The following is a 24,789-nucleotide window of genomic DNA, read 5'->3' as shown; positions in this document are numbered from 1 at the left end:
TGTACGGCCCCCTACGCCCTCACTGCTGGGTGCTGCAATTCTTTTCCAGCTTCAACTGCTCCTCGGAGGGGGCCTGGCTGGTGGTGTCGGCCGGGGGAGTCGACGGGGACACGAGCGCACCGGGGGTGCCGGTCGTGGCGGTCCGGTCGCCGGGAGTCGTGGGAGTGCCGGGAACACCGGGCTGGTGACCGGTGGTTCCGCCGGTCGTGCCGTCGGTCCGGCCGTGCTCCTGCTGCGCCTTCTCCCGGTCCTTCTTGGCCTTGGCCTCGGCGCGCTCGGCGGCCTCCCGCTGCTGCTTGCTCAGACAGGCGTGCGCCTGCTTGCCCAGCTCGGTGACCTTGAGGGTCGCCTCGTCGTGGCTGTCGGCCGGGATCGTCTCCTTGACCTGGTTCCGCTGGTACAGCGGTAGGTACTTGAGTTCGATCTCGGGGTGGTCCTGATCGACCTTGTTCAGCGAGATCCACGCGAGGTCCTGGCTCAGGCCCCGGTAGAGCGCGACGTGGTCGTCCTTGGCGCCGACGAAGTACTGGGTCTGCGTCCAGCGGTAGCCCGCGTAGAGCCCGCCGCCGACGACGGCCAGGGCGAGCGCCGAGAACAGCGACCGCTTGATCCAGGTGCCGCGGCGCCGCGGCTTGTCGAAGTCCTCGTCGGCGAAGGCGCCGAACGAGCCCTGCGGTGCGCCGCCCGCCTCGCCGTCGCCGCTGCCGGGCGGGCCGAAGGCGCCGCCGGGCGACTGCGCCGGGACGTCCCGGCCGCGGCCCAGCTCGGCGGCGCGGGCGGCCGGGGTCTGCAGCGTGCTCGGGTCGCTGAGCTGGTGCTGGTTCTCGGCGACCGCGCCGACGATGACCGGGGTGTCGTTGAGCTGCCCGGCCAGCGCCTCGTTGCCGTCGACGTCGAGGACGTCGGCGACGATGCAGGTGATGTTGTCGGGACCGCCGCCGCGCAGCGCGAGCTGGATCAGCTCCTGGACCGTCTCGTGCGGACCGTGGTAGCTGGCGAGCGTCTCCTCCAGCGTCTGGTGGCTGACGACGCCGGACAGGCCGTCCGAGCAGATCAGATAGCGGTCACCGGCGCGGACCTCGCGGATCGACAGATCCGGCTCCACGCGGTCGCCGCTGCCCAGGGCCCGCATCAGCAGCGAGCGCTGCGGATGCGTGGTGGCCTCCTCCTCGGTGATCCGGCCCTCGTCGACGAGGCGCTGCACCCAGGTGTGGTCCTGCGTGATCTGGGTGAGCTGGCCGTCCCGCAGCAGATAGGCGCGGGAGTCGCCGACGTGCACCAGGCCGAGGCGCTGGCCCGTCCACAGCAGCGCGGTCAGGGTGGTGCCCATGCCGTCGAGCTGCGGGTCCTCCTCGACCATGACGCGCAGCTGGTCGTTGGCGCGCTGCACGGCGGTGCCGAGCGAGGTGAGGATGTCGGAGCCGGGGACGTCGTCGTCGAGCTGGACGAGCGTGGAGATCACCTCGGACGAGGCGACCTCGCCCGCGGCCTGGCCGCCCATGCCGTCGGCGATGGCCAGCAGCCGCGGTCCGGCGTAGCCCGAGTCCTCGTTGCCCTCCCGGATCATGCCCTTGTGCGATCCGGCGGCGAAGCGCAGGGAAAGACTCATGCGCACCTCACCTGTCGGCTCGGGGTACAGCCGGTCTCGTCGAGCCACACTGCCCACCCTCCGGTCGGGAGCACGCTCGGGGCCGTCGAGTGGACCGCCGCGGCTCGCTCGCTCCGCTCGCTCATAAGTCGTACTACTTCCGCAGCTCGATGACGGTCTTGCCGATGCGGATCGGGGCTCCCAGCGGGATCGGGGTCGGCGTCGTCAGGCGGTTCCGGTCCAGGTACGTGCCGTTGGTGGAACCGAGATCCTCGACGATCCACTGGCCGTCACGGTCCGGGTAGATCCTGGCATGCCGGCTGGACGCGTAGTCGTCGTCCAGGACGATCGTCGAATCGTGCGCCCGGCCCAGGGAGATGGTCTGGCCCTGGAGGGCGACCGTGGTGCCCTGCAGGGTGCCTTCGGAGACGACCAGCTTGGTGGGGGCGCCCCGGCGCTGCCGGTTGTTGCCGCGCCCGCCCTCCTGGCGGCGCTGCTGCGGCGGCGCGGCCTGCTGCCGCTGGCCGCGCGCCTCCTGACCGCCCCGCCGGGCGGCGCCGCGCTGTGTGACGCGCGTGCCGAACAGATCGCTGCGGATGACCTGAACGGCCACGATGACGAACAGCCACAGTACGGCGAGGAAACCCAACCGCATGACCGTGAGGGTCAGCTCTGACATTGCCCCCGCTTCACCCTTCGGCTTGCCGGTAAACGATGGTGGTACTGCCCACGACGATCCGCGAGCCGTCGCGGAGACTAGCGCGGGTGGTGTGCTGCCCGTCCACCACGATCCCGTTCGTGGAGCCCAGGTCCTGGACCGTGGGGGGCGTGCCGACGCGGATCTCGCAGTGCCGCCGGGAAACCCCGGGGTCGTCGATCCGGACGTCGGCGTCGGTGCTGCGGCCCAGAACGAGCGAGTTGCGCGAGATCTGGTGTCGGGTGCCGTTGATCTCGATCCAGCGCCGCGTCTGCGCGTGCGGCTGCGGGCCCGCGCCGGGCGGTGCCGTACGGGGCGGAGCGCCGGGCGGCGGGGACGAGGGCATGGGGGGCGGGCTCACATGGCCGCCGCCGGTGTAGCCGCCCCGGGGCGCCGCCGGTGCACCGCGTCCGGCGGACGACGGCCCCGGCTGCTCCTGGGACGTGCTGGAGGCGAGGGTGCGGCTGCGCACCCGGTAGAGGCCGGTGTCGAGATCGTCGGCCTTCTCCAGGTGCACCTTGATGTTGCCCATGAAGGTGTAGCGCTGCTGCTTGGCGTAGTCGCGGACCATCCCGGACAGTTCGTCACCGAGCTGTCCGCTGTACGGGCTGAGCCGCTCGTAGTCGGGGGCGCTCAGCTCGACGATGAAGTCGTTGGGGACGACTGTGCGCTCACGGTTCCAGATGGTCGCGTTGTTGTCGCATTCGCGCTGCAGCGCGCCGGCGATCTCAACGGGCTGCACCTCGGACTTGAACACCTTGGCGAAGGTGCCGTTGACGAGACCTTCGAGACGCTGCTCGAAGCGCTTCAGTACTCCCACGGGGCACCTCCTTCCTCAGTCTTCGACAGGGTCGTCCTGATACTGCTTACCGATCGTATCCACGCGCCGGGAAATCAGCTGGTTCCCCTTTCCCGCCCGGAGTGACGAGTGTCCCCCCTCACAGGGTTGCCTGTTGGGGCGTTGTGCCGTGCCCGTCGTCCGTGCACTGCGATGGTAGAGGTGCCCCGCGGACAGTGTCCCGCAACCGTTCACCTCGCTCCGGGCGGGGCCGGGTCCCGACGCCGGGTGGCCGGGACCGAGGGGGTGTGGGCTGCGGCGGAGCGCTCCGGGGTCCGCCGGGCGGCCCGGAACCGGGTCCGCGGCCCGCGGTCGGCCGCCGGTGCGCGGTCCGCCCGGGGGCGAGGAAAGGGCAGGTGAAACCACCCGCCGAGCCGTGCTAATGTTCTGCATGTCGCAAGGCGCTCCCCCCGAAACGGGAAAGAAAAACCCGGATCGCGTGAGAGAATCAAACGACAACACCCATGCGCGGGTGGCGGAATAGGCAGACGCGCTGGATTCAGGTTCCAGTGCCCGAAAGGGCGTGGGGGTTCAACTCCCCCCTCGCGCACAGATGAGACCCCCGGTCTCCGGAGAAATCCGGAGACCGGGGGTCTTTCGTTGTGCTTCTCACATCTCCCGTTCCGGGGGCGGGAGATCGCCTTGTCCGGGATGCGGGGCATCAACCGGTGCGGCCCCGGGGCGGCGCGGTGCGGCCGGCCCCGGGGCGTACGGAGTCGTGGGTGTCAGGCGGCGGCGCGGGCCGCGGCCTCCCGGCCCTTCGTGGCGGCCTCGGCGAGCGCCTTCTCCCGGGACGCCTCGTACAGCGGGATCAGTTCGCTCATCGCGGGGTTGGCGGGGGCCATGGTCAGCTCGGGGACGATGAAGTCGACGTCCAGACCGAAGCCGTCGCCGAGCAGGACCTGCAGGACGTTCTGCACGTAGTCGAAGCCCTCGCGCGGGGTGCCCGGGCCGTACGCGCCGCCGCGGCTGGCGACGACGGTGACGGGGGTGCCCTTGGCGGAGGGCTCGGCGCCGCCCGTGCGGCCCATGATCAGCGCCTGGTCGATCCACGCCTTGAGCGTCGAGGGGATCGTGAAGTTGTACATCGGGGCGCCTATGAGGACGGCGTCGGCCTGCTCCAGCTCCTCGGCGAGGCGGGTGCGCAGGGCGAAGGCGGTCTGCTGCTCCGGGGTGTGGGTGGCCGGGTCGGAGAAGCCGGCCGAGGCGGCGGTGCCGTCGAGGTGGGGCAGCGGGTCGGCGGCGAGGTCGCGGTAGATGACGGTGCCCTCGGGGTGCTCCGCCTGCCAGGCCGCGCGGAAGGCGGCGGTCACGGCGCGGGACGCGGAGCCCTCCTCGGGGAAGACGGAGGAGTCGAGGTGGAGAAGAGTGGCCATGGTGATCGGTCCTTCGGTCGCGGCCGGACGCGGCACGGCTAAGTGGTTGAACTTTGTACGTGACTATTCATAACACAGGTACTTACTTTTCCGCAGTACCCAACGGAGAGGGCGGTAGGCTGGAGCCATGGCGGACCACGGCGAGGCGGTGTGCAGGCAGGTCGACGGCGGGATGACGCGCGTCTTCGGGCTGTTCGGGAAGCGCTGGACCGGCCTGATCGTGGCCACGCTGATGCCCGGGCCGGTGCACTTCGCCGATCTGCGGCGGGCGATCCCCGGCATCAGCGAGCGGATGCTCTCCGACCGCCTCGCGGAGCTGACGGCGACCGGCCTGGTGGTGCGCGAGGTGGACGCCGGGCCTCCGCTGCGCGTCGCGTACCGGCTGACGGAAGCCGGGCTCGCCATGGAGTCCGCGCTCAAGGAGCTGGCGCGGTGGGCCGAGACATATCTGGGCGAGGGCGGGCAGTGCCCGGAGCGCTTCCGCAAATAACCGCCGGAAGCGCCCCGCGGGCCGCCGCGGTCAGCCCTTCAGCTCCTGCGCGGCGTTGTAGCGCAGCAGATAGGACGCGAAGCGGTCGAGATCGGCCTCGTCCCAGTCGGCGAGCCGCTCGTGGAAGGCCTGGCGGCGGCTGGTCATGGCGTTCGACAGCACCGCGGCGCCCGCGGGTGTGGGGTGCAGTACCTGTACGCGGTGGTCCTCCGGGTCCAATCGGCGCTCCACGAACCCCAGTTTCTCCAGCGCGGCGATCTGCCGGCTGACGGTCGACTTGTCCAGCAGGTAATGCGCCGCAAGGTCCGTCGCCCGGCATCCCTGCTGGTCATCGAGGTGCGCCAGCAGGGTGTACGAGACCAGGGAGAGCTCGGGATGGATGCGGGCGGCGGTGGCGCGGGCGCGCCGGGCGAAGGCGGTGAGCTGCCGCTGGATGATCTCGACGGACGCGTCGCGCTGGGTCATGGATTGCCTTTCCGAGATGTAGTTGTATAGTACAACGTGAATTGGGTTGCATAAGCCAACCAATTCGATGTGAGAGTTGCAAAAGCCATCCATTGGCTCCGCAGCCGTTCCGACCAGCGTGAGAAGGCATGCCCTATGAGTCCGGTCCGCTCCGACCACCACCCCGATCACGGACGTGAGCAACGCCGCAACCCGCACGCCGCCGGGCTGCGCCACGTACTGACGCACCTGATCACCCCGCTGCTGATGTGCATCGGGATGGGCCTGGCCTACCTCGGAGCGTTCGCCAACCCGGCACCGCACGACCTGCCGGTCGCCGTCGTCGGCTCCGGGCCGAGCGCCCAGCTGCTGGCCCAGTCGATCAACGACAAGGCCGCCGGAGAACTCCAGGTACGGACGGTCGCGCACCGCGCGGACGCCGTGGAACAACTGCGCCACCAGGACATCTTCGGCGCGTACGTCCTCAAGGGCGGCGCGGCCCACGGCGGGCAGCGGCCGGCGCCCGAACTCCTCGTGGCCACCGCCGGATCGGACACCAGCGCCACCGTGGTCCAGAAGATCTTCACGCCGCTCGCCGCCGCGCAGGGCCAACCGCTGACGGTCACCGACATCGCGCCGACGGCGAAGGACGACCCCACCGGGCAGGGCATCTTCTTCCTGCTCGTGGCGATCAGCATCGGCTCGTACGCCTCGGTCGCGGTGATCGGCGGCGCCGGGGCGGTCCTCCCGATGCGGCTGCGGGCCGCGCTGGTGGCCGGCATGTCCTTCGTGGTGAGCATCCTGGGGGTGCTGTTCGCCGGCCCCGTCTTCCACCTCGTCGACCACGGGCTGTGGGGGCTGTGGGGCATGGCCTGGCTGTACTCGGCGGGGATCTTGCTGATCGGCGTCGGACTGCACACCTTCCTCAAGCGCTGGACCACGCTCGGCGTGATGGCCCTCTTCGTGATGCTCAACTTCACCTCGTCCGGCGGCATCTTCCGCCCCGAGATGCAGAACGGCTTCTTCGCCGCCCTGCACTCCTTCTGGAACGGCGCCGGCTTCGTCGAAGGCACCCGCAGCCACGTCTACTTCGACGGTCACGGGCTGGCCGGACACGTCTGGACCCTGGTCGTCTGGCTGCTCGTCGGCGCCGTCGTGATCACCGTCGCCGGCCTGGCGGAGCGGCGCCGCAAGGCCGCCGAGAGCGAGGCGGCCGAACGCGCCACGGCGGTGGCGGCAGCGGCCGTGGCGGCCACGGTGACCGAGAGCGGACCGCGCACCGGGGCGGGGCGCCGCGGCGCGGACCGCGCGAACGCCGAACAGGCCGCGGAGGAAGAGGAGATGGAGGAGGCGGTGGGGGTGTGAGCCGGGGCGCCGCCGGAGGCGTGTTGCGCCGGCGGTGGGCGGGAGCGCCCGACCGGACGGAGGCCGATCACGCGGAACTGTCCGCGGCGGTGGCCGGCGGGCGAGTGGCGGCTGGGACGGGGAGGGCCCCAGAGGTTCGCAGGCAGCCCGGCACCACCCCCACCTCCAGCACCACTCCCGCCCCCCCCCCGCACCAATCCGCCCCCCGCCCCCAGGGCCGTACGCTGGCCGGGTGACGAACTCGTACGCGGAGAACGCGCAGGACGGCCGGCACGGCGCCGACGCCACGGGAGCGGCGGATGCCGCCGACTCCAGGGGGGCGGCGGATGCGACGGATGTGCCGGGGGCGTCCGGGGCGGACGGTGCTGCCGAGGCGGCGGCGACCGCGCGGCTTGCGACGGCGGTGCGCGCCGCGGAGCAGGCGTTGATCGAGTTCGAGATCGCGGTGGAGACGTTCCGGGTGGAGGTGGAGAACTTCTCCCGCCTGCACCATCAGCGGCTCGGCCCGATGTATGCCCGGCTCGACGAGTTGGACGCGCAGATCGCGGAGGCGGTCGCCGCGCGGACCGGTGACCCGGAGGACGTCCGCAAGGCCCAGGAGGCGCGGGCGGCGGTGCTGCCGATGCCCGAGGTGGAGGAGTTGTTCCACGGCTGGATGGGGTCGGACGGGCTGTTCCCGGAGGCGCAGGCGATGCTCACCGAGCAGCCGGTGCAGCCGCCGCAGAAGGTGCGCCCCAGCGAGGAGGCCCGCCGGGCCTACCGCGATCTGGTGCGCAAGGCGCATCCGGATCTGGCGCGGGACGATGCGGAGCGGCTGCGCCGGGACGCGTTCATCGCGCGGGTCAATGCCGCGTATGCCGCGGGGGACGAGGCGGCCCTGGGCGCGTTGACGCGGGAGTGGGAGGCCGGTCCGGTGCCCGCCGAGGAGCGGTTGAGCGCGAGCGAGGAGCTGTACGCGCGGCTGGAGTGGCTGGCGGAGCGCAAGGAGATGCTGGCGGCGGCCGCGTCCGAGCTGGAGGAGAGCGCGATCGGCGCGATGATCAAGATGGCGCCGCAGGACCCGGACCGGTTGCTGGACGAGATCGCCGAGAAGCTGCTCGCCGATGTCGCCGAGCGTGAGGCATACCTCACCCAGCTGGTCGGGTAGCGTCGGGGGCATGCACACAGGTTCTCTGCCCACCGTTGGTGTCGACGCGCTCACGTCCGAGGATTTCCTGCTGGACGTCCGTGAGGACGACGAGTGGGCGGCGGGGCACGCCGAGGGCGCCCTGCACCTTCCGATGAGCGATTTCGTCGCCCGTTACGGCGAGTTGACCGAGGCGGCGCCGGCCGACGGCAAGGTCTATGTGATCTGCCGCTCCGGTGGACGGTCCGCGCAGGTCGCGCAGTATCTGATCCAGCAGGGCATCGACGCGGTGAACGTCGTCGGCGGGATGCAGGCGTGGGAGGCCGCCGGCCGTCCGGTGACGGACGGCAAGGGCGGCACCGGCGCGGTCGTCTGAGGCCCGGGCGGGCCGTTCTCCGGCCCGCTTTCCGATCGTTTCCCGCCGTTCCCTCCGGTGACGGCGGCCCCTTTCAGTGGCAGCCCTCGGCTCAGCCCTCCTCGCGCAGCGGATGTGCGGCGAGGAGGTCGCCGAGGGCTTCCTCATGGGCGGCGGCGGGGCCGAGGGAGAGTTCCAGCGCTTTGGCCCAGGCGTGGTAGCGGTGCAGCGGGTAGTCGGTGTCCGCGCCGAAGCCGCCGTGCAGATGCTGTGCGGTCTGCACCGTGCGGCGGATGCCGTCCGACGCCCAGATCTTGGCGACCGCCACATCCCCCTCCGGCGGCAGCGCTCCGGCCGCGCCCGTACCGATGCGCCAGGCGGCCTGCCAGAGGGTGGCCGCCATCGCCCGGAGGTCGATGAACCGGTCGGCGGTCTGCATCGCGACCGCCTGGAAGGTGGCGAGGGGGAAGCCGAACTGTTCGCGCTTCCCGGTGTAGTCGGCGGTCATCGCGAGCACCGCCTCGCCCAGACCCAGCGCGAGGGCGCAGGTTCCGCAGGTCAGCAGCTGCTGTAGCGCTTCGGCCGCGCCGGGGGCGGTCAGGACGTCCGGGGTGTCGAGGCGTACCGAGGTGAGTCGCAGTTCGGCGTGGCGTTCGCCGGTGGTCGAGATCTGCTCGTGGCGGGTGAGTCCGGGGGCGGTGAGCGGGGCGAGGGCGAGGACCGTCCGGCCGTCGGGGGTGTGCGCGGGCAGCAGTACGCGGTCCGCGCCGTAGGCCCAGGGGACGGCGGTCTGGACGCCGTCGAGCAGCCAGCCCTCGCCGTCCCGCCGCGCGGTGACGGCGAGTGGTGCCGCGTCGTGGCCGGTGCGGCCGGCGGAGGCGGTGGTGATCACCAGTTCGCCGCGGCCGATACGGGGCAGCAGCTCGGCGCGTACCGCCTCGGGGGCGTGGTGTTGCAGCAGGTGGGAGGCGGCGACGCACTCCAGGAGCGGGACCCGGGCGAGGACGCGGCCGGCCTCGCGCAGCACCAGGCAGAGGGCGATCGGGTCGAGTCCGGCGCCGCCGTACTCGGGCGCGGTCAGCAGGCTCAGCAGGTCGGCGTGGGCGAGGGTGCGCCACAGGTCCCGGTCGAAGTCGTCGGCGACGGCGCCCGCGGTGAGGGCCGGGCTCGGCACCGCGTCGGGTGCCACCTTCGCGAACACGGCCTTCGCCGCCTCGGTGGCGGCCTGCTGCTCCTCGGTGAAGGTGAAGTCCACTGGTTGTCCTTCCGCGGGCGGCTGACCTGACGGAGCGTCAAGGTAGAACAGGTTGCAGGAATTGGGAATGCGTACGGCCGGAGACCGGCGGTTCCCCGCCTGCTGAGTGCGAGGGCGCGTACGGACCGGGGCCTGATGCGTGTCCGGTGGATCCGCTCCGGGGGGTGGCCCCGGGCGTTCTGTCCTGCGGTGCGGCCGACGGGGGCCGGGTGAAGCTGTGCCCGGTCGGGGTCTGTGGGTACGGTTCCGGGGCGTAGTGGGCCGATCGGGAATCTGGGAACGGGGCGGGAATGCAGTCAATCGGGGACGAATCGCGGCCGGTGGCCGCGCTCTCGCTGCCCTCGCGGATCGTCATATGCCTGGCGGTCAGCGCCGTGGCCGTGGCGGTGGCGATCCATCTGGCCATGATGTTTCTGCACGTCGCGCCGGAGAACACGCTCACCAAGGCGCAGGGTTCGGCGATCGGTGAGTACGTCTACCCCGAGTACGAGCAGAACTGGAAGCTGTTCGCCCCCAATCCGATGCAGCAGAACGTCGCCGTCCAGGTGCGCGCGGAGCTGCGGGCCGGCGACGGTGGGCTGCGGACGACCGGGTGGACCGATCTCACCGCGCAGGACACCCGGGCGATCCACCACAATCCGGTGCCCAGCCATACGCAGCAGAACCAACTGCGCCGCGCCTGGGAGTACTTCGGCAGCACCCACAACGCGCAGAACGCCGCGATCGGGGTGCGCGGTGAGCTGTCCGAGCAGTACCTCCGGCGGATCGTGATGCAGCGGATGGGGCCGCAGTGGTCGCGGCAGGGCCGTCCGGAGCGGCTTCAGGTCCGCTCGGTGACGACGGCGATCGCCCCGCCGCACTGGAGCAGCGAGAAGATCAGCGACAAGCCCGCGTTCCGCGTGCTGCCCTGGTGGCCAGTCACCACGGCCGATCTGCCCGAGGGGACGAAGACCAAGTGAGCGCAGCACCGGACGCACCACGGGATCAGCGGGACCGGCAGGAGCGGGAGCACCCGGAGGACCGGCGGGTCCCGCAGGCCCGGGAGGGCGCTCCGGCCTCGGTGGCCGCGCCTGCCGCACCCGCCGTCCCCGCCGCCTCGCCGCCCTCCGAGACCCGTGTCGAACGCCTCGTAGGACGTGGATTCCGGCTGGTCACCGGGCGGTCGATGGCGCCGTACCAGACGGCGGTGGTCCGGATCGGGTTCGCGGCCACCTGGCTGCTGTTCCTGCTCCGCGAGTGGCCGCACCGGGCGGCGCTCTACGGGCCGGACAGCCCGTTCAGCCTGGACATGGCGCGGCGGCTGCTCGACGGCAACCACGCCTTCTCGATGCTGCCGTGGTCGGACGGGCGCGGCTGGTTCGAGGTGGTCTATCTCCTCGCGGTCGTCTCCGCCGCGCTGCTGATGCTGGGTTGGCGCACCCGCACCATGTCGGTGCTGTTCATGCTCGGTGTGCTGTCGCTGCAGAACCGGAGCATCCTGCTCGGCGACGGCGGCGACAACGTCATCCATCTGATGTCGATGTATCTGGTGCTGACGCGGTGCGGCCAGGTGTGGTCGCTGGACGCCCGTCGTGCCCGGCGCGCGGCCGAGCGGGGTGCGGCCGCCGGGCGCGATCTGCCCGGTGTCGTGCTGTGGACCGTCCTGGGGCTGGCCCTCGCGGTCGCCCAGCTGCTCGGTTGCTACGGCCTGAGCTGGTTCGGGCACGGCCCGTTCCCGTACGTCGGGTGGGGGCTGGCGCTGTGGCTGCTGTGGGCCGCGCACGGGCTGCGGTGGGTGGTGGACCGCCGTGCCCCGGGTGAGCCGCGGACCGTGCTCGATGTGCTCGGTGCGGTGCTGCACAACGGCGCCCTGCTGGTGATCATGGCCCAGGTCTGCCTCGTCTACGCGACCGCCGGCTGGCTCAAGATCCAGGGGTCGCGCTGGCAGGACGGCACCGCGGTCTACTACCCGATGCACCTGGACTACTTCTCGCCGTGGCCGGAGCTCTCCGCGCTGCTCGGCACGAGCGGGCTGCTGGTGCTGCTGATCACCTACGGCACGGTGATCGTGCAGGTCGCCTTCCCGTTCACCGTCTTCAACCGGCGGCTGAAGAACGTCCTGCTGGTCGTGATGGTCTGCGAGCACCTGTCGATCGCGTTCCTGCTCGGGCTGCCGTTCTTCTCCCTGGCGATGGTCGCGGCCGACCTGGTGTTCCTGCCGACGTCCTTCCTGACCTGGGTGGGCGGCCGGATCTCGGCGCTTCGCACCCGGCGCGGCGGGCGGGGCGGCGCGGTGGAGCCGTCCGCCGTCGAGGAGGGGGAGCGGGCACCGGCCGGTGCGTAGCGCTTCGGCGGGGTTCTACGCTCGTGGGGTGAGCAGCGAGACAATCATCCCGGCCGAGCAGGGCCCCGGCGCCGCGGCGGAGCCGTCCGCCGCGGCCGAACCGCTCCAGTACGACGAGGGCTACGGTCCGAAGATCGGCGTCGGGCCGCACCCGGAGCCGTGGCCGGAGGACGACCGGTACGACCCGGAGCTGCTCGCCGGGGGCGACCGGCGCAATGTCGTCGATCACTACCGCTACTGGACGCGGGAGGCGATCGTCGCCGATCTCGACACCCGGCGCCATGACTTCCATGTCGCCGTAGAGAACTGGGGCCACGACTTCAACATCGGCTCCGTGGTGCGGACCGCCAACGCCTTTCTGGCCAAGGAGGTCCATATCGTCGGGCAGCGGCGCTGGAATCGTCGCGGTGCGATGGTGACCGACCGCTACCAGCACGTCCGGCACCATCCGGGCACCGAGGAGCTGACCGCCTGGGCCGCTTCCGAGGGGCTGCCGATCATCGGGATCGACAACCTGCCGGGCGCGGTGCCGCTGGAGACCACCGCGCTGCCGCGCCGCTGCGTGCTGCTCTTCGGCCAGGAGGGCCCGGGGCTGACGGAGGAGGCGCGGCGGCACGCCTCGATGGTCTGCTCGATCGCGCAGTTCGGCTCGACGCGTTCGATCAACGCGGGCGCCGCCGCGGCCATCGCCATGCACGCCTGGATCGGCCGCCACGCCGTCATCGAACCGCCCACCGCACCCTGAACCACGGCGACGCCCCGGCCGGAGGCGAGATGGCCTCCGGCCGGGGCATCAGCGCACGGCCGCGGACGGGCGGCCGGGACGCGGGCCGGACGTTTCACGTGAAACGAGCGCACGGCAGCGGACGGGCGGCCGGAGCCGGCAGGACGTTTCACGTGAAACGTCGCCGATGGCCCGCGCCGCTCGCGGTGTGTCATGCCGGCCGCCGTACCTCCACGGTCCGGAAGCGGTTGGCCACGAAGGCGCCGTCGCACAGGGCCGCGTTGGCGGACGGGTTGCCGCCGGAGCCGTGGAAGTCGGAGAACGCCGCGGTCTGGTTCACATAGACCCCGCCGGTCAGATTGAGCGACAGCTGGGCGCACTCGTCCAGGCAGACGTCCTGCACCTGCCGCTCCACCTCGGGCGAGGTGGTGTACGCGCCGACCGTCATGGCGCCCTGCTCCCGGACGGTGTCCCGCAGCAGCGCCACGGCGGCGTCCGCCGAGTCGACGGCGACCGCGAAGGAGACCGGGCCGAAGCACTCCGTCCGGCAGACCGCCTCCGACTCCGGCTTCGCGCCGTCCAGCTTGATGATCGCCGGGGTGCGCACCGTCGCCCCGGGGAAGTCCGGATGCGCCACCGAACGGGAGGCCAGCGCCACCTCACCCAGCTTGCCGGCACCGTCCAGACGCGCCTTGACCTGCGGGTTGACCAGCGCGCCGAGCAGGGCGTTGGCGCGGGCGTCGTCCCCGAGCAGCCCGCTGACCGCGCCCGCGAGATCCGTGACCACCTCGTCGTACGACTTGGGCCCGGCGTCCGTGGTGATGCCGCCCCGGGGGATGAGCAGGTTCTGCGGGGTGGTGCACATCTGGCCGCTGTAGAGGGAGAGGGAGAAGGCGAGGTTGCCGAGCATGCCCTTGTAGTCGTCGGTCGACTCGATGACGACGGTGTTGACCCCGGCCTTCTCGGTGTACACCTGCGCCTGGCGGGCGTGGGTCTCCAGCCAGTCGCCGAAGGCGGTCGAGCCGGTGTAGTCGATGATCCGGACCTCCGGCCGCACGGCCAGCGTCTTGGCCAGGCCCTCGCCGGGGCGGTCCACGGCCAGGCACACCAGGTCGGCGGGGAAGCCGGCCTCGGTGAGCACCGCGCGGGCCACCCGCACCGTCAGGGCCAGCGGCAGCACGGCCCGCGGATGCGGCTTGACCAGCACCGGGTTGCCGGTCGCCAGGGAGGCGAAGAGGCCCGGGTAGCCGTTCCAGGTGGGGAAGGTGTTGCAGCCGATCATCAGGGCCACACCGCGCGGTACGGCGGTGAACGCCTTGGCCAGCTCCAGCGGATCGCGCTTGCCCTGCGGCTTCGACCAGGGCGCCTGCTCCGGGACGCGCGTCTGCTCGGCGTAGGCGTACGCCACCGCCTCCAGGCCGCGGTCCTGGGCGTGCGGCCCGCCGGCCTGGAACGCCATCATGAACGCCTGCCCGCTGGTGTGCATCACGGCCTGGGCGAACTCATGGGTGCGGGCGCTGATGCGGGCCAGGATCTCCAGGCAGACGGCCGCCCGCGTCTCGGGGCCCGCGTCCCGCCAGACCGGCAGCGCCGCGCGCATCGCGGGCAGCAGGACATCGGGGTCGGGGTGCGGGTAGGTGATGCCCAGCTCCGGGCCGTACGGGGAGACTTCCTCGCCGACCCAGTCGTCGGTGCCGGGCTGGTCGAGGTCGAAGCGGCTGCCGCGCAGCGCCTCGAAGGCGGCGAGGCCGTCCGGCGCCGCGGTCTCGCCGTACGCCTTGGGGTGCTCGGGGTGGGGCGACCAGTAGGCGCGGGTGCGGATGGTCTCCAGCGCCTTGTCGAGCGTCGGGCGGTGCTTCTCGATCAACTGCGCGGGGGTCATGTCGGCGGCCATCGAAGACCAACTCCTCGTCGAACCGGGCGGAGGGTGAACAGAATGCGGAGCGCAAAGGCTGGGCGGATGGAGCAACGGAGTTAGAGTAACCGAACGATCGGTCGGGGCAAGGGGGTCCGGTGAGCCTGTGGAGAACTCGGCCGGGAAGTGCCGGGCGGCGGACGGTGCGCGGCGCGTGCCCGTACGGCGAAGTGGTCGGCCCCGCGGGCGCGGGCTGCGCCTGTGAGGCCGCTCCCCGGTGCCCGGCAGGAATTCCGCGAGCAGTCGGTCACCTGCGTGAACGGCCGATTGATGCCGTCCGGTTTCCGAGGCGCCGTGCGCGGGCGGCGGAAGGGGTGCTGTAATCATGACCATGGCCAAGCGCGACACCTACACGCCCGATTCGCTGCTCGCGGTCGCCGTCGAGGTGTTCATCGAGCGCGGGTACGACGGCACGTCCATGGAGCACCTCTCCCGGGCCGCCGGTATCTCCAAGTCCTCGATCTACCACCACGTACGCAGCAAGGAAGAGCTGCTGCGGCGGGCCATAAGCCGTGCGCTGGACGGGCTCTTCGGTGTTCTGGAGGAGCCGGGCGCGACCGGCGGCCGGGCGATCGAGCGCCTGGAGTACGTCACCCGCCGCGTCGCCGAGGTCCTGCTGGACGAGCTGCCCTATGTGACGCTGCTGCTGCGGGTGCGGGGCAACACCGACACCGAGCGGTGGGCCATGGAGCGCCGCCGCGAGTTCGACCACCGGGTCGCCGAGCTGCTGAAGGAGGCCGCCGCCGACGGCGACCTCCGCCCGGACGTCGACATTCCGCTGGCGACCCGGCTGCTCTTCGGCATGATCAACTCGATCGTCGAGTGGTACCGCCCGGGGCGTGGCGCCGGCCGGGACGAGGTCGCCGAAGCGGTCGTCCGTACCGCCTTCGCGGGGCTGCGTACCTCCTGACGGGGCCGCTCACTGGGGCTGCGGGCCCAGCCCCGTCTCCTCGAAGACCAGCAGGGTGCGGGTGCTCAGCACCTCCGGCATCGCCTGGATCCGGGTCAGCACCAGCTCCCGCAGCTCGCGGTTGTCCTTGGTGTGCACCAGCAGCAGCACATCGAAATCGCCGCTGACCAGCGCGATGTGCGAGGCGCCGGGGAGCGCGGTGAGCTGCTCGCGCACGGTGCGCCAGGAGTTCTGGACGATCTTCAGCGTGATGTAGGCGGACGCGCCCTGGCCCGCCCGTTCCTGGTCGACGCGGGCGCTGAAGCCGCGGATCACGCCGTCGTCGATCAGCCTGTTGATGCGCGCGTACGCGTTGGCGCGTGAGACGTGGACGCGCTCGGCGACCGACCGTATCGAGGCGCGTCCGTCGGTCTGGAGCATGTGCAGGATCGAGCGGTCGATGGTGTCCAGCGGGCGGGCCGGAGGTGCTGCCGGAACGGGTGGCGGCGGCGGTCCCGTCGCCCCCGACGGTGTTGCGCCGGGATGGGCCATCTGTTCGTCCGGCATATGGTCCCGCCTCCCCTTCGTGGACGCCCTGTCTTCATCTGAAGCTGTGGAGAACCGTTTGTCCACAGGCTGGGCCCGCCTGTAGCCAAAATGCATCGGCGACCGAACAATCGGTAGGGAAGGGCCGGTGCCCCGGCCCTTTCTCATCCTGCCCATCCGTCGCCCGCCCCCATCCCACGAGGCGCTTCGCGCCACCCCTTCGATTCGAGGAGGTGCTCGTCATGACGGTCCTTGAGCAGCCCGGCAGCAGCAGGCGCAAGGGCGGCCTGCCCGGCCCGCCGCCCGCCTGGCACCCCCGCGTCGCCCCGGCGCCGCTCCTGCCCGAGGAGGAACCCCACCGGGTGCTCGGCACGGATGCCGCCCGGCAGCTCGACGCCGCGCTCCTGAAGCGGCTCTACGTCCAGCTCGTCCGCGGCCGCCGGTACAACACCCAGGCCACCGCCCTCACCCGCCAGGGGCGCCTCGCGGTCTACCCCTCGTCCACCGGCCAGGAGGCGTGCCAGGTCGCCGCGGCGCTCGCCCTCCAGGAGCGGGACTGGCTCTTCCCCAGCTACCGCGACACCCTCGCCGCCGTCGCCCGCGGTCTCGACCCGGTCGAGGCGCTGACCTTGCTGCGCGGCGACTGGCACACGGGATACGACCCCCGCGCCTGCCGCATCGCCCCCCTGTGCACCCCGCTCGCCACCCAGCTCCCGCACGCCGTCGGGCTGGCCCACGCCGCCCGGCTGAAGGGGGACGACGCGGTCGCGCTCGCCCTGGTCGGCGACGGCGGCACCAGCGAGGGCGACTTCCACGAGGCGCTGAACTTCGCCGCCGTGTGGCAGGCGCCGGTCGTCTTCCTGGTGCAGAACAACGGCTTCGCGATCTCCGTCCCGCTCGCCAAGCAGACCGCCGCGCCGTCCCTGGCCCACAAGGCCGTCGGGTACGGCATGCCCGGCCGGCTGGTGGACGGCAACGACGCCCCGGCGGTGCACGGCGTGCTCACCGAGGCCGTGCGCCGGGCCCGGGAGGGCGGCGGCCCCACCCTCGTCGAGGCCATCACCTATCGCGTCGAGGCCCACACCAACGCCGACGACGCCACCCGCTACCGCACCGCCGACGAGGTCGAGGCGTGGCGGGCGCACGACCCGATAGCCCTGATGGAGCGCGAGCTGACCGCCCGGGGCCTGCTCACCGACGCCTTCGCCGCCGAGGTGCGCGACGGCGCCGAGGAGATGGCCGCCGACCTGCGTGCCCGCATGAACGAGGATCCGCGGCTGGATCCGGACGATCTGTTCACCCACGTCTACGCCGAGCGCACCACCCAACTCCGGCAGCAGGCGGACCAGTTGCGCGCCGAGCTGGCCGCGGAGGCCGCCACCGACGAGCCCGCCCAGGAGGCCCGGCCATGACCCCCACCGCCGCCGCCACCGCGCGCAGGCCCGCCACCATGGCGCAGGCGCTCACCCGCGCCCTGCACGACGCCCTGGCCGAGGATCCGACCGTCCATGTGATGGGCGAGGACGTCGGCACCCTGGGCGGTGTCTTCCGCGTCACCGACGGACTGGCCGCCACATTCGGCGAGGACCGCTGTACGGACACCCCGCTCGCCGAGGCGGGCATCCTCGGCACGGCGGTCGGCATGGCCATGTACGGCCTGCGGCCGGTGGTCGAGATGCAGTTCGACGCCTTCGCCTACCCGGCGTTCGAGCAGCTGGTCAGCCATGTCGCCAAGATGCGCAACCGCACCCGCGGCGCCCTCCCGATGCCGCTGACCATCCGCGTCCCCTACGGCGGCGGCATCGGCGGCGTCGAGCACCACAGCGACGCCTCCGAGGCGTACTACCTGGCGACTCCGGGGCTCCAGGTCGTCACGCCCGCCACGGTCGAGGACGCGTACGGACTGCTGCGCGCCGCCATCGCCTCGGACGACCCGGTCGTCTTCCTCGAACCGAAGCGCCTCTACTGGTCCAAGGCCGACTGGTCGCCGGAGGCACCCGGCGAGGTGCCGCCCCTGGGGCGCGCCGCGGTGCGCCGCCGGGGCGCGGACGCCACGCTGATCACGTACGGGCCGTCGCTGCCGGTCTGCCTGGAGGCCGCGGAGGCGGCGCGGGCCGAGGGATGGGATCTGGAGGTCGTCGATCTGCGGTCGCTGATGCCGTTCGACGACGAGACGGTCTGCGCGTCGGTGCGGCGCACCGGGCGGGCGGTCGTCGTCCACGAGTCGAGCGGTTTCGGCGGGCCGGGCGGCGAGATCGCGGCGCGGATCACGGAGCGCTGTTTCCACCATCTGGAGGCGCCGGTCCTGCGGGTGGCGGGATTCGACATTCCCTATCCGCCGCCGATGCTGGAGAGGCATCATCTCCCTGGAGTGGACCGCATTCTCGACACCGTCGCCCGCCTCCAGTGGGAGTCGGACTGGACCGAAGGGAGGGGCGAGTGATGGCTGTGGTCCGTGAATTCACCCTGCCCGACCTGGGGGAGGGCCTCACCGAGGCCACCATCGTGCAGTGGCTGGTCGAGATCGGCGAGGTGGTCTCGGTCGATCAGCCGGTCGTCGAGGTCGAGACGGCCAAGGCGATGGTCGAGGTGCCCTGCCCGTACGGCGGCGTGGTCACCGCGCGCTTCGGCGAGGAGGGCACGGACCTCCCGGTCGGCGCGCCGCTGATCACCGTCGCGGTCGGCGCGTCCGCATCCGCGGAGGCGCCCGCGGATCTGTCCCCGGACGCGGCGCCGGACGAGGCCCGCGCCCCGGAGGACGCCGTTGCGGCGGAGTCCGGTGAGGGCTCGGGGAACGTCCTGGTCGGCTACGGCACGAGCGCGGCGGCCGCGCGCCGGCGGCGGGTCCGGCCCGGTGGCGGCGGCGCTGCCGGAAGCGGCGGGACGGCCGAGGGCACGGCGGACGCGTCCGGCGCCGCGCCGGAGACGGCCGGTCCCACGGAGTCCGAGGAGCCCGACGCGAGCCGTACGGTGGCGGTCATCTCGCCGCTGGTACGCCGGATGGCCCGGGAGCACGGTCTGGATCTGGCCACGCTGCGCGGCACCGGGCGGCACGGCCTGATCCTGCGGACGGATGTCGAGCGCGCTGTCCGGGAACGGCAGCCCCCGGCCGCCACGGCCCCCGCTCCCGCCGCCGGAACCGTGACGGCCACCGGGCGCTACCGCGCCGAGGGCGAGCGGATACCGCTGCGGGGGATGCGCGGGGCCGCGGCCGAGAAGTTCACCCGCAGCCGCCGGGAGATCCCGGACGCCACCTGCTGGGTCGACGCCGACGCCACCGAACTCCTCGCCGCCCGGCGGGCGATGAATGCCCCGGGCGCCCCCAAGGTGTCCCTGCTGGCGCTGCTCGCCCGGATCTGCACGGCGGCGCTCGCGCGCTTCCCGGAGCTGAACGCCACGATCGACACCGAGACCCAGGAGATCGTCCGGCTGCCCGAGGTCCATCTGGGCTTCGCCGCGCAGACCGACCGCGGCCTGGTGGTGCCGGTGGTGCGCGACGCCCACACCCGTACGGTCGAGGGCCTGTCCGCGGAGATCGCCCGGCTCACCGAGAGCGCGCGCTCCGGCGGGCTCTCCCTGGCCGATCTGACCCGCGGCACCTTCACCCTCAACAACTACGGCGTCTTCGGCGTGGACGGCTCCACCCCGATCATCAACCACCCCGAGGCCGCGATGCTCGGCGTGGGCCGGATATCCCCCAAACCGTGGGTTCACAACGGCGAGTTGGCGGTACGCCAGGTCGTCCAGCTGTCCTTCACCTTCGACCACCGGGTGTGCGACGGCGGGACGTCAGGCGGTTTCCTGCGCTATGTCGCGGACTGCGTGGAGCAGCCGGCGGTTCTGCTGCGGGGGCTGTGAGCCGACGCTCCGGGGGCCGTGCGGCGGCGCGGCTTCCGGAGCGGGTGGGCCCGGGGGCGGTTTCGGTGCCGGCGGGCGGGTTTTCCGGTCGTCTTCCGGTGTCCGGTTCCTGGTGCACGGTCCTGGCGCGGTCAGCGTGTGCCGGCGCGATTCCCGGACGGCGGGTGCCTCTGCGGCTTGGCGGGCGCGTACCGGTTCGTCCTCGGGGCGGCCTCCGGGCGGTCGGCGGTGTGAGCGCCGCGGACCTGGCGATACTCAAGAGGTGAGCGATACGCGACGGCCGCCCGCGGGCCGCACCGGGGCACACGGGACCCTCCCCGTCCATGACGCCCTCGTCCTGGCCGGGGGCGCGGCCCGCCGGCTCGGCGGGGCGGACAAGCCCGCGCTCTCCGTCGGCGGCCGTCCGCTGCTCGACCGGGTGCTGGCCGCCTGCCCCGACGCGGCGACCACCGTCGTCGTCGGCCCCATGCGCCCGACTACCCGTGCCGTGGTGCACGCCCTGGAGGACCCACCGGGCGGCGGTCCGCTGGCCGCACTCGACGCGGGCCTGCGGCACACCGCCGCACCGACGGTGCTGGTCCTCGCCGCCGACCTGCCCTTTCTGACCCCGGCCACGGTGCGCGCGCTGCTGGCGGCGGTGGCCGGTGCGCCGGCGGACGGCGCCGCCCACGTGGACGGGGCGCTGCTGCGGGACGCCCAGGGCCGCGATCAGCCGCTGGTGGCGGCGTACCGACGTGCCTCGCTGCACCGGGAGTTGACGGCGCTGCGCGCGGCACACGGCACGCTGTCCGGACTGCCGCTGCGCGCGGTGACGTCCGCCCTGGCGCTGGAACGCGTCGCGGACGCACCGGCCGGGGCGTCCTTCGACTGCGACACCTGGGAGGACGTCGGCGCGGCCCGCGCCCGGATCAGGGAGCATGGAGACGTGTTGGACGAATGGATCACCGCAGTCAAGGCCGAACTGGGCATCGAGCTGGATGTCGACACCAAGGCGCTGTTGGACCTCGCCCGGGATGCGGCGCACGGAGTGGCCCGCCCGGCGGCGCCGCTGACGACGTTTCTGATCGGGTACGCGGCGGGCCGTCAGGAGAGCGGCGGTGACGTGACGGATGCGTCCCGGCGGATCGCCGCGCTCGCGGAGCGCTGGGCGGCGGAGAACGCCTCCGGCGACGACGCCGTCGGCAACGGCGCCTCCGGCGGCAGCGCTTCCGGCGACGCGGGGCGGCCCGAGCCGAAGTCCGCTCCGTGACCGAGGGCGATTTCGACGACGCCTTCGCCGACGCGCTGGCCGTCGCCAACGGCGACCGGTACGCGCAGGCGGCGGAATCCGGACCGTCCGCCGCGGACGGCTCCGGGAAGGCTGCCGGTCCGGGTGATGACCTTGGCACCTCCGGCTCTTCGGGGGCGAGTGACGCTTCGGGTGCCAGCGGTCCCGGGGGGCCTCGGGCAGCCGTGGCGGACGCGCCGTTCGTGGCGGCGGGGGACGACGAGGCGGAGCCGGCTCCGAAGCGGGCGCGCGCCAAGGCTTCGAAGCGGGCCCGGTCCACGGCTCCGAAGCGAGCGCGGTCCGCGGGCAAGGCCTCGCCCTCTGACCCGGAAGCGGTCGGCTCTCCGGGCCCGAGCCCCGACCCGAACCGGCCTCCGGACTCCGCCCCGGCCACGCCGTCCGCCCACGACCAGGCCTCGGATTCGGCTCACGACCCGGCCTCCGACCTGGATCTTCTCGTCCGGTTGGTGGGAGAGGCCGGCACGGCGCGACGGACGGCGCCGGAGCGGGAAGCGGCCCGGGCGCCCGGCTCCGGGGAGCCCGTTCCGGTGGAGTGCGGGGTCGCGGCATCCGGTGCGCCCGCCGCCGCGACCGTGAGCCGGAGCGGTGCCGGTCCGCTGGACTCCTGGGTGTCGGTGCTCGGCCCGATGGCGCTCGGTGCGATGCGGAGCGGCCCGGACGGGAGCGCCGCCTCCGGTGCGTTCGCCTCCGGGGCGATGGCGGCAGGGAGTTCAGGTGCTCGGCCCGACGGCGTAGCACCCGGCTGTGTCGCGTCGTCGGCGGCGGGAGACGGCTCGGCTTCGGCCGCCACGGATCCCGGCTCCGGCCCCGGGGGACCGGGCTCCGGCTCCGGCCACGCCGCCGACGCACACGGCGGCCACCCGGGGGCCGACCCCACCGGGAACGCACGCACCGGGAACGCGCTCACCGGCGGCGCACGCACCGGTGACGGCGCGGACCGCCCCGGACGGTCCGCGGACAGCCCTACCCCCGCCGACCGCCCCGCGCCCGGCGCCCCGCGCCCCCGGCGGCGGACGGCCACCCCCGTGCCCTGGCCGGTCGCCCGGGAACGAGCCGCACGGGCGGCCGAAGGCCCCCGGGCCCCGGAGTCCTGCGTGCCGGAGGACGCGCTGGGGCGGACGCTGGCGGAGCCGCTCGCCGCGCTGACCGACCTGCCCCCGTTCGACACCTCGGCCATGGACGGCTGGGCCGTCTCCGGCCCCGGCCCCTGGGACCTCGACCGTGCGGCCGGTGACGACGGCGACGACGGCGACGTTCGGGGGATCCTCGCAGGTCACGCCGGTACGACGCTGGCCGACGGGCACGCCGTCGCCATCGCCACCGGGGCGCGGGTCCCGGACGGCGCCACCGCGGTGCTGCGCAGTGAGCACGGCGAGGTCCACGACCGCGGTGACGGGCGGGTCCGGCTCGCCGCGCCGCGTGCCGTGCCGCTCGGCCAGGACATCCGGTCCCGCGGCCAGGAATGCAGCCGTGGCGAACCGCTGCTGCCGGCCGGTGTACCGGTGACGCCGGCCGTGCTCGGGCTGGCCGCGGCCGCCGGATACGACCGGCTGACGGTCCACCCCCGGCCCCGCGTCGAGGTCCTGGTCCTGGGCGATGAGCTGCTCGGCAGCGGGCTGCCCCGGGAGGGCCGGATCCGGGACGCTCTTGGGCCGATGCTCGGGCCGTGGCTGCGGGCGCTGGGCGCCGAGGTCGGCGCGCCCCGGCCGCTCGGCGACGACGCCGACGCCCTCCACGCGGCGATCACCGGCTCCACCGCCGATGTCGTCCTCACCACCGGCGGCACCGCGGCGGGCCCCGTCGACCATGTCCACCCGACGCTGCGCCGCATCGGTGCCGAGGTGCTGGTCGACGGCGTGGCGGTACGCCCGGGACACCCGATGCTGCTGGCCCGGATCGCCCCGGGACGGTACCTGGTGGGGCTGCCGGGCAACCCGCTCGCCGCGGTCTCCGGGCTGCTGACCCTGGCCGAGCCGCTGCTGCGGACCCTCGCCGCCCGCCCGCCCGCGACGCCGTTCCGTGCCCCGCTGGGCGCGGCGGTGGACGGGCATCCGCACGACACCCGGCTCGTCCCGGTCGCCTATGGCGACGACCCTCGCCACGGCCGCACCGCGACGCCGCTGCCGTTCCACGGATCGGCCATGCTGCGCGGTATCGCCGCTGCCGACGCACTGGCCGTCGTCCCGCCCGGCGGCGCCGACCGGGGCGACCTGGTCGATGTGCTGGAACTGCCCTGGCCGGCGGGGAGCGCGGCGTATGGCCCCGAGGGGGCCGGACCGTCACACGGACCCGGCGCACACCCCGGCGGTGGCCGTCCCGTACGCTCCACCTTTTCCGCACCCCCGACCGGAGGCGCCGCGTGAAGCTCCCCTCCTACGACGCCGCGGCGCGCGAGGTCCCCGAGGACGACTCCCGCCGGGTCCTGCTGCCGCGCCGGACTCCCGTGGAGCCGATACGGCAGGTTGCCAGACGGCTCCTGATGGCGTTGCTCGTCCTCGTCGCGACGGTCTTCATCGTCTGGATCGACCGCGACGAGTACCACGACAGCGCCAATGACACGGTCGACTTCCTCGACTGCGTCTACTACGCCACCGTCACGCTCTCCACCACCGGTTACGGCGACATCGTCCCGTACGGGGACAGCGCACGGCTGCTGAACATCGTGCTGATCACGCCGCTGCGGGTGCTCTTTCTGATCATCCTGGTCGGCACCACACTGGAGGTGCTGACGGAACGCACCCGTGAGCAGTGGCAACTGAAACGCTGGAGAAAAACCTTGCGTGACCACACCGTCGTCGTCGGATTCGGCACCAAGGGCCGGTCCGCCGTCCAGACCCTCTGCGCCACCGGACTGACCCGCGAGCGCATCGTCATCGTCGACCCGAGTCCGAAGGTGATCGACTCCGCCGTCGCCGAGGGGTTCGTGGGCGTGGTCGGTGACGCCACCCGCAGCGATGTGCTCGCCCGCGCGGAGATCCAGCGTGCGCTCCAGGTGGTCATCGCCACCCAGCGCGACGACACCGCCGTGCTGGTCGCGCTGACCGCGCGGCAGCTGAACAAGAAGGCCAACATCGTCGCCGCGGTACGGGAGGAGGAGAACGCCCCGCTGCTGCGGCAGTCCGGCGCCGACTCCGTGATCACCTCGGCGAGTGCCGCCGGCCGGTTGCTGGGTCTCTCCGTCCACAGCCCCAGCGCCGGAACGGTCATGGAAGACCTCATCCAGCAGGGCAGCGGTCTCGATCTGGTCGAGCGCCCGGTCGTGAAGTCCGAGGTCGGCAAGTCGGTGCGGGAGACCGATGACCTGGTCGTCTCCGTGCTGCGCGGCCACCGGCTCCTCGGCTACGACGACCCGGCGGCCAGCCCGCTGCAGGCCGCCGACCGGCTGATCACGATCGTCCGCGCCGCTGCCGGGGAGGAAGCCGATCTGCCGGGCAAGCCCGGCGCGCCCAAGCCGCCGCTGCCGGGCTCCGGCGTCTCCCCGATGCGTCGCGCCGACGACTGACCGCGCGCCCTCCGGCCGATCCCCGGCCCACGGTCCACCGTGTTTCACGTGAAACGAGCCGTTTCACGCGAAACACGGTGGACCGGCAGGGCCGTCAACTCCCTTGCCGCTCGGCCTGTTTCACGTGAAACAGGCCGAGCGTTGCGTTGTACGGCGTCCCTTCGGGGGCCGTACGGGCGTCGGCGGTGCGGGCACGGTCGCTGCGGGCAC

At 72.9% G+C, this 24,789-nt stretch carries 22 protein-coding genes and 1 tRNA gene; 15 read left to right on the top strand and 8 right to left on the bottom strand.

Annotated elements, in window-relative coordinates:
- Positions 1–19: 19 nt before the first annotated feature.
- The 3 genes from ABT345_RS15745 to ABT345_RS15735 all read right to left on the bottom strand — a co-directional run bounded on the left by ABT345_RS15745 (position 20) and on the right by ABT345_RS15735 (position 3,105).
- Complete coding sequence (locus tag ABT345_RS15745) at positions 20–1,609, bottom strand: Stp1/IreP family PP2C-type Ser/Thr phosphatase (protein ID WP_345089192.1); 1,590 nt, start codon at positions 1,607–1,609, stop codon at positions 20–22.
- A gap of 133 nt (positions 1,610–1,742) precedes the next feature.
- Positions 1,743–2,267, bottom strand: a complete 525-nt coding sequence (locus ABT345_RS15740; protein ID WP_030285727.1) for an FHA domain-containing protein FhaB/FipA — start codon at positions 2,265–2,267, stop codon at positions 1,743–1,745.
- A gap of 10 nt (positions 2,268–2,277) precedes the next feature.
- Positions 2,278–3,105 (bottom strand): FHA domain-containing protein, encoded by an 828-nt coding sequence (locus ABT345_RS15735; protein ID WP_345089187.1) that lies wholly within the window; start codon positions 3,103–3,105, stop codon positions 2,278–2,280.
- Positions 3,106–3,589: 484 nt separating this feature from the next.
- On the opposite strand from ABT345_RS15735, the gene ABT345_RS15730 reads away from it, so the two are divergent.
- Positions 3,590–3,673, top strand: a tRNA-Leu gene (locus ABT345_RS15730).
- A gap of 175 nt (positions 3,674–3,848) precedes the next feature.
- Here the strand turns inward: ABT345_RS15730 and ABT345_RS15725 are convergent.
- Positions 3,849–4,499, bottom strand: a complete 651-nt coding sequence (locus ABT345_RS15725) for an FMN-dependent NADH-azoreductase (protein ID WP_345089184.1) — start codon at positions 4,497–4,499, stop codon at positions 3,849–3,851.
- 127 nt (positions 4,500–4,626) lie between these two features.
- Here ABT345_RS15725 and ABT345_RS15720 point away from each other — a divergent pair, with 127 nt between their 5' ends.
- A complete protein-coding gene (locus tag ABT345_RS15720) occupies positions 4,627–4,989 on the top strand; it encodes a winged helix-turn-helix transcriptional regulator (RefSeq protein ID WP_345089179.1) in 363 nt (120 codons plus the stop codon).
- 30 nt (positions 4,990–5,019) lie between these two features.
- Here the strand turns inward: ABT345_RS15720 and ABT345_RS15715 are convergent, their stop codons facing one another.
- Positions 5,020–5,454 carry a MarR family winged helix-turn-helix transcriptional regulator gene (locus ABT345_RS15715; RefSeq protein WP_345089176.1) on the bottom strand — a complete coding sequence of 145 codons (435 nt, stop codon included), beginning with the start codon at positions 5,452–5,454 and terminating at the stop codon, positions 5,020–5,022.
- Between the two features lie 135 nt (positions 5,455–5,589).
- Here ABT345_RS15715 and ABT345_RS15710 point away from each other — a divergent pair, with 135 nt between their 5' ends.
- The 3 genes from ABT345_RS15710 (at position 5,590) to ABT345_RS15700 (ending at position 8,300) form a co-directional block, all read left to right on the top strand.
- Positions 5,590–6,798 (top strand): ABC transporter permease, encoded by a 1,209-nt coding sequence (locus ABT345_RS15710; protein ID WP_345089173.1) that lies wholly within the window; start codon positions 5,590–5,592, stop codon positions 6,796–6,798.
- A gap of 232 nt (positions 6,799–7,030) precedes the next feature.
- Positions 7,031–7,945, top strand: a complete 915-nt coding sequence (locus ABT345_RS15705) for a hypothetical protein (protein ID WP_345089170.1) — start codon at positions 7,031–7,033, stop codon at positions 7,943–7,945.
- Positions 7,946–7,955: 10 nt separating this feature from the next.
- Positions 7,956–8,300: a rhodanese-like domain-containing protein gene (locus tag ABT345_RS15700; protein WP_345089168.1), complete on the top strand. Its 345-nt coding sequence runs from the start codon at positions 7,956–7,958 to the stop codon at positions 8,298–8,300.
- Positions 8,301–8,391: 91 nt separating this feature from the next.
- Here the strand turns inward: ABT345_RS15700 and ABT345_RS15695 are convergent, their stop codons facing one another.
- On the bottom strand, positions 8,392–9,534 hold the full coding sequence (locus tag ABT345_RS15695; protein WP_345089165.1) for an acyl-CoA dehydrogenase family protein: 1,143 nt from the start codon (positions 9,532–9,534) through the stop codon (positions 8,392–8,394).
- A gap of 290 nt (positions 9,535–9,824) precedes the next feature.
- Here ABT345_RS15695 and ABT345_RS15690 point away from each other — a divergent pair, with 290 nt between their 5' ends.
- The 3 genes from ABT345_RS15690 to ABT345_RS15680 are packed head-to-tail and all read left to right on the top strand — an operon-like array spanning position 9,825 to position 12,602.
- On the top strand, positions 9,825–10,493 hold the full coding sequence (locus ABT345_RS15690) for a DUF5819 family protein (RefSeq protein WP_345089162.1): 669 nt from the start codon (positions 9,825–9,827) through the stop codon (positions 10,491–10,493).
- On the top strand, positions 10,490–11,857 hold the full coding sequence (locus ABT345_RS15685) for an HTTM domain-containing protein (protein ID WP_386460172.1): 1,368 nt from the start codon (positions 10,490–10,492) through the stop codon (positions 11,855–11,857). The genes ABT345_RS15690 and ABT345_RS15685 overlap by 4 nt, the downstream gene beginning before the upstream one ends.
- A 43-nt stretch (positions 11,858–11,900) precedes the next feature.
- Positions 11,901–12,602, top strand: a complete 702-nt coding sequence (locus tag ABT345_RS15680; RefSeq protein WP_345089686.1) for a TrmH family RNA methyltransferase — start codon at positions 11,901–11,903, stop codon at positions 12,600–12,602.
- A 190-nt stretch (positions 12,603–12,792) separates the two neighbouring features.
- Here the strand turns inward: ABT345_RS15680 and paaN are convergent, their stop codons facing one another.
- Positions 12,793–14,475, bottom strand: coding sequence for a phenylacetic acid degradation protein PaaN (paaN, locus tag ABT345_RS15675; protein ID WP_345089159.1), 1,683 nt, complete (start codon positions 14,473–14,475; stop codon positions 12,793–12,795).
- A 346-nt stretch (positions 14,476–14,821) separates the two neighbouring features.
- On the opposite strand from paaN, the gene ABT345_RS15670 reads away from it, so the two are divergent.
- Positions 14,822–15,406, top strand: coding sequence for a TetR/AcrR family transcriptional regulator (locus ABT345_RS15670; protein WP_345089156.1), 585 nt, complete (start codon positions 14,822–14,824; stop codon positions 15,404–15,406).
- A 9-nt stretch (positions 15,407–15,415) separates the two neighbouring features.
- Here the strand turns inward: ABT345_RS15670 and ABT345_RS15665 are convergent, their stop codons facing one another.
- On the bottom strand, positions 15,416–15,952 hold the full coding sequence (locus ABT345_RS15665) for an Lrp/AsnC family transcriptional regulator (RefSeq protein WP_345089153.1): 537 nt from the start codon (positions 15,950–15,952) through the stop codon (positions 15,416–15,418).
- Positions 15,953–16,173: 221 nt separating this feature from the next.
- On the opposite strand from ABT345_RS15665, the gene pdhA reads away from it, so the two are divergent.
- From pdhA to ABT345_RS15635, 6 genes are all read left to right on the top strand, one after another.
- Positions 16,174–17,343: a pyruvate dehydrogenase (acetyl-transferring) E1 component subunit alpha gene (pdhA, locus tag ABT345_RS15660; RefSeq protein WP_345089150.1), complete on the top strand. Its 1,170-nt coding sequence runs from the start codon at positions 16,174–16,176 to the stop codon at positions 17,341–17,343.
- A complete protein-coding gene (locus ABT345_RS15655; RefSeq protein ID WP_345089146.1) occupies positions 17,340–18,374 on the top strand; it encodes an alpha-ketoacid dehydrogenase subunit beta in 1,035 nt (344 codons plus the stop codon). Before pdhA ends, ABT345_RS15655 begins: the two co-directional genes overlap by 4 nt.
- On the top strand, positions 18,374–19,789 hold the full coding sequence (locus tag ABT345_RS15650; protein WP_345089143.1) for a dihydrolipoamide acetyltransferase family protein: 1,416 nt from the start codon (positions 18,374–18,376) through the stop codon (positions 19,787–19,789). Before ABT345_RS15655 ends, ABT345_RS15650 begins: the two co-directional genes overlap by 1 nt.
- Positions 19,790–20,051: 262 nt before the next feature.
- Positions 20,052–21,038 (top strand): DUF6457 domain-containing protein, encoded by a 987-nt coding sequence (locus ABT345_RS15645; protein WP_345089140.1) that lies wholly within the window; start codon positions 20,052–20,054, stop codon positions 21,036–21,038.
- A gap of 1,133 nt (positions 21,039–22,171) precedes the next feature.
- Positions 22,172–23,440: a molybdopterin molybdotransferase MoeA gene (locus ABT345_RS15640; protein WP_386460178.1), complete on the top strand. Its 1,269-nt coding sequence runs from the start codon at positions 22,172–22,174 to the stop codon at positions 23,438–23,440.
- Complete coding sequence (locus ABT345_RS15635) at positions 23,437–24,579, top strand: potassium channel family protein (RefSeq protein WP_345089137.1); 1,143 nt, start codon at positions 23,437–23,439, stop codon at positions 24,577–24,579. The genes ABT345_RS15640 and ABT345_RS15635 overlap by 4 nt, the downstream gene beginning before the upstream one ends.
- Positions 24,580–24,789 lie beyond the last annotated feature (210 nt).

Source organism: Streptomyces sp. NPDC000404, from assembly GCF_040300365.1.
Lineage (GTDB): Bacteria > Actinomycetota > Actinomycetes > Streptomycetales > Streptomycetaceae > Streptomyces > Streptomyces ramulosus.
The sequence above is the reverse complement of the archived record's forward strand: the minus strand, read 5'-3'. Positions and strand labels throughout refer to the sequence as shown.